Origin of the sequence: Streptomyces sp. NPDC002588 (assembly GCF_040295925.1) — a bacterium.
Taxonomy (GTDB): Bacteria; Actinomycetota; Actinomycetes; order Streptomycetales; family Streptomycetaceae; genus Streptomyces.
Genome location: NZ_JBEOWF010000018.1, coordinates 161,459 through 173,602 on the forward strand (window position 1 = coordinate 161,459; position 12,144 = coordinate 173,602).

Here is a 12,144-nt window from a genome sequence, read left to right on the forward strand (position 1 = left end):
CGAGCCGTAGACGCCCAACCGGTTTCCTTGACCGGGCAGAGGCCCACCGCCGTGTGAACATCGACAGGAGAAACACGATGACGCGTTCCTGTACGTCTTTCGCCGTGGTCGCGGCGGTGAACACATCTGTATCGGTGGGTTCGGGGCCGTCGGCGTGACCGTGTCGATGCGTTCCGTCCTGTCCGGTGGCGGCGTCCGGCAGGCCGACGACGTCTCCCTGCGTCTGCAGATCCTCGGTCCGTTGCGGCTCTGGCGCGACGGTGTCGAACTGGACGTGGGCCCGCGGCAACAGGCCTATCTGCTCGCCCTGCTTCTCGCGCGCGAGGGCCGGCCGATCAGCACCACCGAACTGATCGACCTGATGTGGGACGACGACGTTCCGGCCAGCGCCCTGAATGTCATCCACAAATACGTCGGTGCCCTACGACGCCTGCTCGAACCCGAACTGCCTGCCCGCGGCATCGGCTCGTACCTCCATCGCCGCGGCAACGGCTACCTGTTCAGCGCCGGCCACGGGATGCTCGACCTGGTTGCCTTCCGCGCGTGCGTGGCGACGGCGAAGACCGCCCTCGCGCAGCGGTATCACGAAGCGGCGCTCGACGAGTACGTGGAAGCGCTGGGTCACTGGCATGGTCCGGCAGGCGGCGGCCTGACCCACGGGCCCACCGCGACACCGATCTTCACCACCCTCGACGCCGAGTTCTACGACGCGTGCGGCGCAGCGGCCGAACTCGCGGTGTCGCTGGCCCGCCCGGAGCGGGTGCTCCCCGCGTTGCACCTGGCCGCGTCGATGGCGCCCCTGCACGAACCCGTCCAGGCCGGCCTCATCTCCACCCTTGCCGCTGCCGGGCAGCAGGCGGAGGCACTGTCGGTGTTCGACACGGTCCGCGCCCGCCTCGCCGAGGACCTCGGTATCGACCCCGGCCCGGCATTGCAGGCCGCACACCGGCAGGTGCTGATGCAGACCACGCCGTCGGCGAACGTGCCGGACAGGGACACCAACGGCAGGGGGGCACAGGAGCGTACGGCCGGCAGCCTGGTCGGTCGGGCCGACGAACTCGCGGTGCTGCGCCAGACCATGGAACCGGGGCTCACCGGCGGCACGGCGATCGGCGTCGTCGAGGGCGAGCCTGGCGTGGGCAAGACCCGCCTGCTGGAGGAGATCACCGCTGAGGCGGAGCGGCGCGGGGCGCTCGTCGTCCGGGGCCGCTGCCTGGACGGCGACGGGACACCCTCGATGTGGCCGTGGGTGCAGGCGATCGGCACGGTCCTCGACGGTCTGCCCTCGTCTGCCCGGGAGGAGTGGCTCGCCGGTGAGCTCGGCCGTCTCGTCGAGCCGCGCGGTGACGTCCTCGCCGCACCGGTGCTGCCGGACAGCGGCTTCCGGTTCCGCCTGTTCGAGCGGGTCGTCGCCGTCATCGGCCAGGCGTCGGCCCAGCGGCCGGTGGTGCTCGTCGTCGACGATCTCCAGTGGGCGGACGGCACTTCGCTGCAGTTGTTCGGGCACGTGGCGGCCCGGCTGCCGGCCGGCACCGTGATCCTCGGCGCACTGCGTGACCGCGCACCGGCACCCACCTCGGAGCTGTCCCGGATGCTTGCCGCGGTCAGCCGGGTGCCCGGCCACCGCCGGTTCCGGCTCGGCCCGCTCGACCCGGACGACGTGGCCGAACTGGTCCGCCGTGAAACCGGCCGGCATCCCGGCCCCGGCGCTGCCCGCAGCATCTACACGCGCACTGCCGGCAACCCCTTCTTCGTCCGGGAACTGTCCCGGCTGCTCGCCGACGGCGGCGTGCTCACCGACGACGCCGTGGCCCGGGCCGGGGTGCCGGCCACCGTGCGAGACGTCGTCCTCGACCGGATGACCGGCCTGGGCGGCGACGCCAGGGAACTGCTGGAGATCGCCGCGCTCATCGGCCGCGACGTCGAGCTCGGCCTGCTCGGCCGCGTCGCCTGCCTCGACGTCGAGAGCTGCCTCGAACGCCTCGAACCCGTGGTGGCCCTCGGCCTGCTCGAGTTCAGCCCGGACGATCCGTTCTCGTTCCGGTTCGCGCACGACCTGGTCCGCGAGTCCGTCTCCGCGACCACGCCGCCGTCTCGGGCGAGCCGGCTGCACCTGCGCGTCTCGGCGGCTCTGGACGGCACCGCCCCCGACGGCGAGTCCGTCGCCGAGCGCCTGGCCCACCACCTGTGGGCCGCCGGCCCGCTCGCGGACCCCGCCCGCACCTCGGCCGCACTGGTGCGCGCGGGCCGACGCGCGGCGGGCAAATCCGCGCTCGAGGCCGCCGAGCGCCGGCTGCGGTCGGCCGCTCACGTGGCGCGGACGGCGGGCCTCACGGAACTGGAGCTGACGGCCCTGTCGCAGCTCACCGCGGTCGTCGGGATGCGGTCGATGTACGGCTTCTCGTCGCTCGATCTGCTGGAGCGCGCAGAGCACCTGGCTCGCTGCCTCGGCCGGGAGGCAGAGGCCGCCGGCTTCCTCTACTCCCGCTGGGCTGCCCACGCCCAGGCCATCGAGTTCGACCGCAGCGGTCCGCTCGCGCGCCGGCTGCTGGAGCAGGGCGAGGCGTCCTCCGACCCGTTCGTGCTCGCCTGCGGCCTGCAGGCCTGGGGCATCCACCAGTGGGACGTCGGCAGTGTCGGCGAGGCGTTCCGGTACCTCAGCCGGTCCAGGGCCATGGTCGTCGACCTCGCCCGGCGCGAGGAGAATCCGGTCCGGCACGACCTGCAGTTGCTCATGACCGGGATGCTCGCGGAGGTGACCGCGCTGCACGGTGACATCGAGGCGGCGCGGGCTCTGCTCGACGTGCTGGAGGACGCGGCGGGCGAAGATCCGTACATGATCACGATCTGGGCCACCATGGCGGCGAGGATCGCATCGATGGTCGGTGACCCCGTTCAGGCGTTACGCGGGGCGGAGCGGGGGATCGCCGTGGACCCCGACTTCTCCTTCGTCTTCCTCGGCACCTACCAACGACTGGCCCGGTGCTGGGCTCTGGCCATGACCGGCGACGATCCGGCCGGCGCGGCGGTGGAGGCCCAGCGGATCATCACGGCGAACCTCCTCGACCCGCCGCGTTCCTGTGTCGCCACCTGGTACGGGCTGCTCGCTGAGATGTGGTTGGCGGGCGGGGCGCCGAACGAGGCCGCCGTCGCCCTTGACCGGGCCGATGTGTTCCTCGACACCTGTGGCCAGCGCTACCCGGAGGGCCTGCTCATTCTGCTGCGGGCGCGGCTTCTGCAGGCCTGTGGGGAACCGGTGGCCGTAGTCCGGGCCGCCGCCGAGAAGGCCCGGGCGCTGTCCACCGGGCGCGAGGCTCACCTGTTCGCCCACCGCGCCCAGGAGTTCCTGAGAGAGCTCGAGGAGCCCGCCGGCCATTGACCGGCTCCGACCGGGGTGCTCGCTCCGTGCCGATCCGGGATCCACAAACTGTCCACTCGTCGATCCACAAAGCACTCACTCGTCTTCAAGCGGATCTTCCTAAATTGAACCAAGAAGATGCGAATACGGGCCACCGTGATTCGCGGCTTCGGTTTTTTCAATTCATGGGTAGGGAGTGACAAATGGGCGAGTCGACCGCTCCGCGCCTCAGCGGGCTGCACCACTTCGCTTTCACCGTCCGGGACCTCGAGGCCAGTATCGCCTGGTATCAGAAAGTCTTTCAGGCCGCTCTCGTGGACGGAGACCTGCCGCATTTCGGCCGCGAGTGGACCGGGTTCGCGCGTCTGGTCGTCGAGCCGCGCACCGGCCTGGCCATCGGGCTGCACCACAACGAGAACAACGGGGGCGAGGAGTTCGACGAGGTCCGTACCGGACTCGACCACATCTCGCTGCGGGTGGAGGGGCGCGAAGGACTGGAGGCGTGGGCGAACTGGCTGGACAGTCTCGGCGTCGCGCATTCCGGTATCCAGAGCAAGAAAGAGCCGTTCGTATTCTCGACCATCGTCTTCCGGGACATCGACAACATTCAGCTGGAAGTCGTCGCCATCGATGTCTGATCCCACCCGTGTGAGCCCCAGGGGCCTCGGCCCGCCGACAAGACGAAACAGGAGACTTCCATGGCAGTGACCAATGTCGTTCTGGTACACGGGGCCTTTGCCGACGGCTCGTGCTGGAACCGTGTCATCCCCCTGCTGAGCGGCAAGGGGCTCAACCCCGTCGCGGTGCAGAACCCGCTCAGTTCGCTGGCCGATGACGTGCGCGCGGCACAGCGGGTGATCGATCAGCAGAGTGCTCCTGTGCTGCTGGTCGGTCACTCCTGGGGCGGTGCCGTCATCACCGAGGCGGGCAACCACTCCAAGGTGGCCGGTCTGGTTTACGTCGCTGCCGGGGCTCCGGACTCGGGCCAGTCGTTCGGCGCGTGGTGGGACGGCTACGAACCCGCCCCCGGTGCGGCTGAGATCCGGCCGTACGGTGACGGTTACGTCGCGCTCACCCGCGAGGGCGTGCACAAGGACTTCGTTCAGGATCTCGACGCGGCCGACGCCGATCTGATCTACGCCACACAGGGGCCGCTCGCGACGCGCTGTTTCGAGGACGCGATCTCCACCGCGGCATGGCGTTCCAAGCCTTCGTGGTACGTCGTGGCGGAGGACGACCGGACGATTTCACCGGCCGTCGAACGCGACTCGGCGGTCAGGCTCGGCGCCACGACTCTCAGCCTCGACTCCGGACATGTGCCGATGCTCTCGCAGCCCGAGAAGGTCGCCGACTTCATCGCCGAAGCCGCAGCCGGTCTCTGAGGCCGCGGGAAGGGATGAGGGGAAGACAGATGAAGGTTCTCATCGTGCTGACCTCGCACGACCAGCTGGGCGACACCGGGCGCAGGACCGGGTTCTGGCTCGAGGAGCTGGCCGCACCGTACTACCACTTCAAGGACGCGGGGTGGGAGATCACGCCGGCCTCACCGAAGGGCGGGCGCCCGCCGCTGGACCCGAAGAGCAACGAGCCGCGGTTCAAGACCGACCAGACCCGCAGGTTCGAGGCCGACGCCGAGGCCGAGGCCCGGCTGGACGCGACCGTGCGGCTGGACTCGGTGGCCGTCGACGACTTCGACACGGTGTTCTACCCGGGTGGGCACGGCCCGTTGTGGGATCTCGCCGAGGACCGGACGTCGATCGAGCTGATCGAACGGATCGTCCGGTCGGGCAGGCCCCTGGCGCTGGTGTGCCACGCGCCGGGCGCGATGCGCCACTGCGAGAAGCCCGACGGCACGCCGCTGGTCGCGGGCCGGAGGGTCACCGGCTTCACCGACGGCGAGGAGGAGGCGATGGGCCTGACGAAGGTCGTGCCCTTCCTGGTGGAGGACGAACTCATCGCCAAGGGCGCCGAGTTTTCCAAGGTCGGCGACTTCCTGCCGTACGTGGTGACCGACGGGCTGCTCGTCACCGGCCAGAATCCGGCGTCCTCCGGGCCGGCCGCGCTCGAGCTGATCTCACTGGTCGAGAAGACCGGAGCCTGACCCGTCACCCGGAGGAGGAGACCATGGCGAAAATCCATCACCGTTACGCCGTCGTCCGCGGCCGGCGGTTGTTCTACCGCGAGGCCGGTCCGGCCGACGCACCCACGCTGGTACTGCTGCACGGCTTCCCGACCAGCTCGTCCATGTTCCGTAACCTGATCCCGCTGCTGGCCGACCGGTGGCACCTCGTCGCCCCCGACCACCTGGGCTTCGGCCAGTCCGACGCGCCGCCGGTCACCGAGTTCGACTACACCTTCGACGCGCTCACCGATCTCACCCAGGACCTGCTCGGCCAACTCGGCGTCGACCGGTACGCGATGTACGTGCAGGACTACGGGGCCCCGATCGGCTGGCGGCTTGCGCTGCGCGACCCGGCGGCCGTGACCGCCGTCATCAGCCAGAGCGGCAACGCCTACCAGGAAGGGTTCGTGCCGACGTTCTGGAAGACCGTCTGGGACTACGGGAAAGAGCAGACCCCAAAGACCGAGGCGGGCGCCCGTCAGGCGCTCACCCCGGAGTTCACCCGCTGGCAGTACCTGACCGGCGTCACCGACGAAACCCTGGTCGATCCCGGCACCTGGCAGCACGACCACGCGCTGCTGTCCCGCCCCGGCAACGACCTCGTCCAGCTCAGGCTGTTCCGCGACTACTCCACCAATCCGCCGCTCTACCCCACCGTGCACCGCTGGTTCCGCGAGCGCCAGGTGCCCCTGCTCGCGGTGTGGGGACGCGGCGACGAGATCTTCGGCCCCGACGGCGCGCTCGCCTTCGCGGGCGACCTGCCGACCGCCGAGATCCACCTTCTCGACGGCGGCCACTTCCTCCTCGAGAGCGCACTCGACGAGGCGGCGCCACTGATCCGCACCTTCCTGGCAGCCCATCTCTGAGCCATGAACAACACCAAGGGAAATGTAATGACGCGTTCCTACGCATCTTTCGGCATGGTCGCGGCGCTCGGCGGCGTCCTCCTGCTCTCCGGATGCGGTGACTCCGACAGCTCGGCGGCGGCGCCACCCGCCGCCGCGTCCTCCCCGGCCGCCGCCGCACCCAGCGGCGCGGCCGGCGGGACACCGGCCGGACAGGCATCGGGGCCCGCCCAGCCCGCGCAGTCGACGAACCCGTCGGGCGGCTACTGGCCCGCCACCGTGCAGCTCGGCCACAACGACCAGCTCGGCAAGACCGTGGTGGACGGCGAGGGCTTCACGCTCTACCGGTTCGACCCGGACTCCGCGAATCCGTCCAAGGCGACCTGCGTGGACGCCTGCGCGGTGACCTGGCCGCCGGTCCTCGCCAACGACAAGATCGTGTTCCAGGGCCTGGACAGGGACAAGATCTCCACGGTTCAGCGGGCCGACGGCACCAGCCAGGTGACCATCGGCGGCTGGCCCGTCTACAGGTTCTCCAAGGACACCGCGGCGGGCGAGACCAGCGGCGAGGGAGTCGGCGGCACCTGGTTCGCCGTCGCACCCGACGGCTACAAGGCCAAGGACAGCCAATTCTGACGCCCGGCCGGGCACGGGCTCAGGCGTTGGCAGAGCCTCGCGCCCGCACCCAGCGGGGGGAGACACTCATGACGACGAAACCGATCACTGTGACCGTGCACGCCGACGACCCGCTCTCGCGTGCCGGAGTCACCGGTTGTCTGCGGGGCCGCCCGGACATCGAGGTCCGGGAGCGGCCCGTGGGGACCGCCGGCCATCGCTCCGTGGCGGTCGTGCTCGCCGACCGGATCGACGGGCCGGTCGCCGCGGCCCTGCGCCGCCTCGTACGCGCCGAGTCCCGGCAGGTCGTGCTGGTCGTGGACGGGCTGCGCGAACGGGAGCTGCTGACCGCGGTCGCCTGCGGGGTGCACACCTTCGTATGGCGGCACCAGGCCACCGCCGACCGGCTGGAGAAAGCCGTACGGTCCGCCGCGCGCGGCGACAGCGAGGTCCCGCCCGACCTGCTCAACCGGCTGCTCGTGCAGCTGGGACGACACGGCGCGGGCGGCACCGCGGTGGTCTCGGTCACCGGGCTCGCCGACCGGGAGGTGGAGGTACTGCGGTTCGTGGCCGAGGGGCTGGAGAACCGGCAGATCGCCGGCAAGCTCGCGTACTCGGAGCGGACCGTGAAGAACATCCTGCACGGCATGATGACCCGGATGCAGCTCCGCAACCGGGCCCACGCGGTGGCGTTCGCGATGCGGGAGGGATACCTGTGACGCTCCCCAGGCGCCCGGAGAACGAAGAACCGGAGAACCACCGGTGATTCACGAGATAGACGAGGCCCTGCGGCGGCTGCTGAGCGCCCGAGCGCTGCCCGGGGGCATGGCGGAGGTCGTCTTCGACTCACCGACCCGCGACTGGGCCGCCCGCCGCAACGCGCCCACCGTGGACGCCTATCTGTACGACATCCGCGAGGAGGTGGCCCGCCGGGAGCGCGGAGCGATGGCGCTGCGCGACTCGGCCGGCCTGGTGACGGGGCGCCGCCAGCCCCCGCGCTGGTTCCGGCTCTCGTACCTCGTCACGGCGTGGACCAAGCGCACGGAGGACGAACACCGGCTGCTGTCCGCCGTGCTCGCCGGACTGCTTCCGTACGAGGTTCTGCCCGCCGGGTATCTGGAAGGCACCCTGCCCGGCCTGGGCGTGGCGATTCCGCTGACGGTCGGGGTGCCGCCCGCCGAGTCCCGCTCCATCGCGGACATCTGGTCGGCGCTCGGCGGCGAGCTCAAGCCGTCGCTGGAGGTCGTGGTGGTCGCACCGATGCCGGTCTCGCCGGACTACCAGGTCGCGCCGCCGGTCCTGGAGCCGGCGGTCGTCCGGGTGCACGACATCGCGAACAGCCGCCCGCCCGACGGCACAGCACCGGCACCGGCACGACGGGAGTCCCGGTGAGCGACGCCCTGCTGAAGCGCCTCGGGCTGCTGCGGGAACGGGTGAGCGCCCTGGTCGAGGTTCGGAGCGCCGGTGACCCGTCGGCGAGGGACCCGCTGCGCGGACTGTATGTGCCGGCCGAGCGGGTGGAGCATCTGCTGCAAGGGGGCGGGCGGATTCCCGTACCCCCCGTCGACGCGTACGGGGGAGCCGAAACGGTCGATGCCCTGGCGGAGTTGGCCGCACGGTTCGGGCTCACGCTCCTGGACACCCACATCCTTCTCACCGCCCTCGCGCCCGACGTGGACCGCGACTTCGAGCCCATGTACGGGTACCTCAACGACGACGTCGGGCGCCGCCGGGCCAGCGTGGCGCTCGCCCTCGATCTGGCCGGGCTCGCACCGCACGACTGGGCGGCGCGGGCCCGGTTCCATCCGGGGGCGCCGCTGACGGCCTCCGGCCTGTTGGTCATGGAGGACGCCGAACGGCCCCTGCCGGGGCGGGGGTTGCGGGTTCCGGAGCGGGTGATCGCGCATCTGCTGGGGGATACCGGGATGGACGGTGAACTGCTGGGCTCGGTCGAGCTGTTGACGGCAGGGCAGCCGCCGGGGCCCTTCGCGTCCCGGCTCGGGGCGCTCCTCGCCGCCCGGGCCGCGCTGGTTCATCTGAGGGGGCGCGGGACGGAGTCCGGGACGGCGGTGGAGGCACTCCGGGCGGCAGGGCTTCCGGTACTGCGGTACGACCCGGCGCACGGGGACCAGCACCTGGTGCCGGTACTGCTGAGGGAGGCGCGGTTGCGGGGGGCGGGTGTCGTGGTCGGGCCGTTGCCGGAGAAGGCGGGTGCCCTGGTGCGGGCACTGGAGTCCGGCGCGCTGCCCCGGCACGTCGTACCGTCGGCGTCCGGCGCCGTACCCGTCGTGATGTTCGGCACCGAACCCTTCGACCCCCGCTGGTCCGCCGACGGGGACGTGCTGTGCCTCGACGTGCCTCCCGCCAGGGTGGACACCGGGCTGCTCTGGGCGGCCGAACTCGGCCGGAAGGCCGAGGAGGCCAAGGAGTTCGAGGAGTTCGACCTGCCGGCAGCCGTGGCCCCGTACCGCCTCGCCCCCGAGCAGATCCGCCGCGCGGCCAGGACCGCGCGGACGCTCGCCGCGCTGGAGGGCGGGCCGCTGACCGCCGCCCAGGTGCAGCGGGGTGCCCGGCAGCAGTCGGCGCCCGCCCTGGAGCGGCACGCACGGCGGGTGAGCCCCGCCGTGGGGTGGGGCGATCTCGTCCTGCCGGAGGAACCCCGCTCGCAGCTCACGGAGTTGGTGAGCCGGGCCCGGCAGCGGGAGCGGGTGCTGGGGGAGTGGGGGCTGTGTACCGGCGGCGGGCGCGGGCACGGTGTCGCGGCGCTGTTCGCCGGGGACTCCGGCACCGGGAAGACGCTCGCGGCCGAGGTGGTCGCCGGGGAACTCGGCGTGGACCTCTACGTCGTGGACCTGTCCGCCGTCGTCGACAAGTACGTCGGCGAGACGGAGAAGAACCTCGAACGCATTTTCACCGAGGCCGACCGCACCGACGCCGTGCTGCTCTTCGACGAGGCCGACGCGGTCTTCGGGAAGCGGTCGGCGGTGAAGGACTCCCATGACCGTTACGCCAACCTGGAGAGCGCGTACCTCCTCCAGCGGCTGGAAGCCTTCGACGGCATCGTGCTCCTCACCACCAACCTCCGCTCCAACATCGACGACGCCTTCACCCGCCGACTCGACCTGGTGATCGACTTCCCGTTCCCGGAAGCCTCGCTGCGCGCCGAGCTGTGGCGGCAGTGTCTGGCTTCGGCACCGTGCGCGCCGGGCCTTGACCTGGACGCGCAGGCCTCCGCGTACGAGCTGTCCGGCGGGGCGATCCGCAGCGCGGCCGTCACCGCCGCCTATCTGGCCGCCGCACGCCCCGACGGCCGGGTCACCACGGAGGACGTCACGGCCGGAGCCCGACGGGAGTACCGGAAGATGGGGCGGTTGGTGATGCCATCGGGCCGTGGCACCGACTGACCGCAGGTGCCACAGCCGCACGCCGTCAGTTGTTCAGGTTGAAGTGGAACGTGACGGAGGTCCCGGGGGCGCAGAAGGGGCTTCCGTTGGGCCAGGTGACCACGAGTTGATGGGCGAAATTGTACGGGGGCGCGATGGGGGGTTTCGGGCTGTTCGCCGGACGTAGCCTGCCGCTGTCGCGCAGAGCGTTGAACGCGGTGGTGACCTGGGCCGCGGTGGCGATCGTGGGCGCGGTTTCGCGAGTGTAGGGCCAGGGATTCTGTTGGTTGGCGATCTCTATCGCCACGATCCATGTGCCGAAGTTCGCGTTCGGTGAAACCTGGTTGGTGTTCGGCACAGTGGCACGTTTCTCGCTCTGGAATCTCCCCTTTCTGATGTGCCCGTTCACCGCGTTGTTGTCCGCGGAGATCACGTTCTTCGACTCCATGGAAACGGCGGCCTGCTGACCGGGCGGGAGGGAGAAGGCATCCGGTTCCGTGTCCGTGTTCGTACCGAACTGCCATAGGAGGGGGTTCGCCGAGACGAAAGCGCCGGCAGGGGTCCAGGTCGACCATTGGGTCACGGCCTGTCGCATCTCCGCGTAGTAGCGGTCCGATCCCGCCGTGGCCTCCTTGACCCAGTGGACCAGGCCTCTGGCCACTTCCTTGGCCCGCACCTTGTCGGGGTGGTAGGCGAAATCGCCGCCGGCCGGGTTCGCCAGGTTCCGCCATTTGTTGAACCTGTTGGCCGTCTGGTCGAATACGGGGGCGCTCCTGCCGTCCTGGGAGACCGCCTGAACCCACTGACCGTGGTTGCCCGTTGTCCACCCGAGCTGGTTGGCGTCGGGGTGAAGCCCGTTGAAGTACATCTGGCTGATCCCGGAACTGGGCACGCCCCGATTCTTGCTGGAACCCGTCACCGTGGCGCCCTGGTGTTTGCGGTGTCGGCGAAGTGCGGGAAGGAACTGCTGATGGAGGTACCAGTCCACATCCGCTGTCCGGGCCTGGTAGCCCCGCCACACGTCGTCGATCTCGTCCGTGGTCGTGGTGAGTTGGCCACGCTGCACGGACACGGGTCCGGGGAGAACCCCGGGTTCCGCTCCGGTGGCTCTGCCTTCCGCTGTCCGCTGGGCAACGGGTCGTCCCGCCATGGCGCGGACGGCATTCGCCTCGGCCGCGCGCTCGAAGGTGTCCTGGGGATGGCTGACGCTCAGGCCGTCACCGGTGGGCGAGCCGGCCACGGGCCCCGAGCGCTGCTGGATGACGTGGGTGAGTTCATGGGCGAGCAGTCGTTTCCCGGCGGTGGACGACGTGTCGTAGCGGCCCCGCCGGAAGACGATGTGTGAGCCGGAGGTGAACGCGTCGGCCTGGACCGACCGGGCCGCGGTGTGCGCCGTGGAGTCGGTGTGCAGCCGCACGCCGGAGAAGTCCGATCCGAGCCGGCTCTCCATTTCGGAGCGGATTCCGTCGTCCAGGGGACGCCCCGAGGAACGCAGGACCCGGTGGACCGCCGACCGTTGCACCCGGGTCTCGGTGCTCTCGGTGTGACCGCAGGACGCGTTGTGCTGATGACGGGCCTGCTCCAGCGCCCGCAGCACGGCGGCGTTGCCCGCGCTGCGTTGGAGGGCGAGTAGCGTCTCGGGTGAGAACCCGCCTGGCAGGCCGCCTCGTGACACGGTGGGGAGGGCGGTGACCGCCCTCGGCGCCTGCTGTGGTGCCGTGCGTCCGGGGGACGCTGCCGGACGCGACACATGGTGCGGTTGGGGTGGGCTCATGACGGTTCCTTTCTGTGCTTCTCGACAAGGCGCGCCACATGAACCGC

General features: G+C 70.7%; 10 protein-coding genes. 9 read left to right on the plus strand and 1 reads right to left on the minus strand.

What is annotated here, in order from left to right:
- Nucleotides 1-154 precede the first annotated feature (154 nt).
- The 9 genes from ABT057_RS22195 (at nt 155) to ABT057_RS22235 (ending at nt 10,344) form a co-directional block, all read left to right on the plus strand.
- On the plus strand, nt 155-3,379 hold the full coding sequence (locus ABT057_RS22195; protein WP_352344999.1) for a BTAD domain-containing putative transcriptional regulator: 3,225 nt from the start codon (nt 155-157) through the stop codon (nt 3,377-3,379).
- Nucleotides 3,380-3,561: 182 nt separating this feature from the next.
- The gene (locus tag ABT057_RS22200) at nt 3,562-3,996 is read left to right on the plus strand and encodes a VOC family protein (protein ID WP_352345001.1); all 435 of its coding nucleotides are present in this window, start codon (nt 3,562-3,564) and stop codon (nt 3,994-3,996) included.
- 60 nt (nt 3,997-4,056) lie between these two features.
- Complete coding sequence (locus tag ABT057_RS22205) at nt 4,057-4,740, plus strand: alpha/beta fold hydrolase (protein WP_352345003.1); 684 nt, start codon at nt 4,057-4,059, stop codon at nt 4,738-4,740.
- 29 nt (nt 4,741-4,769) lie between these two features.
- A complete protein-coding gene (locus ABT057_RS22210) occupies nt 4,770-5,459 on the plus strand; it encodes a type 1 glutamine amidotransferase domain-containing protein (RefSeq protein WP_352345005.1) in 690 nt (229 codons plus the stop codon).
- 23 nt (nt 5,460-5,482) lie between these two features.
- Nucleotides 5,483-6,346 (plus strand): alpha/beta fold hydrolase, encoded by an 864-nt coding sequence (locus ABT057_RS22215; RefSeq protein WP_352345007.1) that lies wholly within the window; start codon nt 5,483-5,485, stop codon nt 6,344-6,346.
- 27 nt (nt 6,347-6,373) lie between these two features.
- The gene (locus ABT057_RS22220) at nt 6,374-6,961 is read left to right on the plus strand and encodes a hypothetical protein (protein WP_352345009.1); all 588 of its coding nucleotides are present in this window, start codon (nt 6,374-6,376) and stop codon (nt 6,959-6,961) included.
- A 68-nt stretch (nt 6,962-7,029) separates the two neighbouring features.
- Complete coding sequence (locus ABT057_RS22225) at nt 7,030-7,659, plus strand: response regulator transcription factor (protein ID WP_352345011.1); 630 nt, start codon at nt 7,030-7,032, stop codon at nt 7,657-7,659.
- A gap of 43 nt (nt 7,660-7,702) precedes the next feature.
- Nucleotides 7,703-8,332, plus strand: a complete 630-nt coding sequence (locus tag ABT057_RS22230) for a Pvc16 family protein (RefSeq protein WP_352345013.1) — start codon at nt 7,703-7,705, stop codon at nt 8,330-8,332.
- A complete protein-coding gene (locus ABT057_RS22235; RefSeq protein ID WP_352345015.1) occupies nt 8,329-10,344 on the plus strand; it encodes an ATP-binding protein in 2,016 nt (671 codons plus the stop codon). The genes ABT057_RS22230 and ABT057_RS22235 overlap by 4 nt, the downstream gene beginning before the upstream one ends.
- 25 nt (nt 10,345-10,369) lie before the next feature.
- Here the strand turns inward: ABT057_RS22235 and ABT057_RS22240 are convergent, their stop codons facing one another.
- Entirely contained in the window at nt 10,370-12,097 is a 1,728-nt protein-coding gene (locus ABT057_RS22240) for an eCIS core domain-containing protein (protein WP_352345017.1), read from the minus strand.
- Nucleotides 12,098-12,144: the final 47 nt, after the last annotated feature.

What these genes read in the sequence shown, in the direction of transcription:
- ABT057_RS22240 (WP_352345017.1), bottom strand. Translation starts at nt 12,097, where the DNA reads ATGAGCCCACCCCAACCGCACCATGTGTCGCGTCCGGCAGCGTCCCCC.
- ABT057_RS22215 (WP_352345007.1), top strand. Translation starts at nt 5,483, where the DNA reads ATGGCGAAAATCCATCACCGTTACGCCGTCGTCCGCGGCCGGCGGTTG.
- ABT057_RS22200 (WP_352345001.1), top strand. Translation starts at nt 3,562, where the DNA reads ATGGGCGAGTCGACCGCTCCGCGCCTCAGCGGGCTGCACCACTTCGCT.
- ABT057_RS22210 (WP_352345005.1), top strand. Translation starts at nt 4,770, where the DNA reads ATGAAGGTTCTCATCGTGCTGACCTCGCACGACCAGCTGGGCGACACC.
- ABT057_RS22205 (WP_352345003.1), top strand. Translation starts at nt 4,057, where the DNA reads ATGGCAGTGACCAATGTCGTTCTGGTACACGGGGCCTTTGCCGACGGC.
- ABT057_RS22220 (WP_352345009.1), top strand. Translation starts at nt 6,374, where the DNA reads ATGACGCGTTCCTACGCATCTTTCGGCATGGTCGCGGCGCTCGGCGGC.
- ABT057_RS22225 (WP_352345011.1), top strand. Translation starts at nt 7,030, where the DNA reads ATGACGACGAAACCGATCACTGTGACCGTGCACGCCGACGACCCGCTC.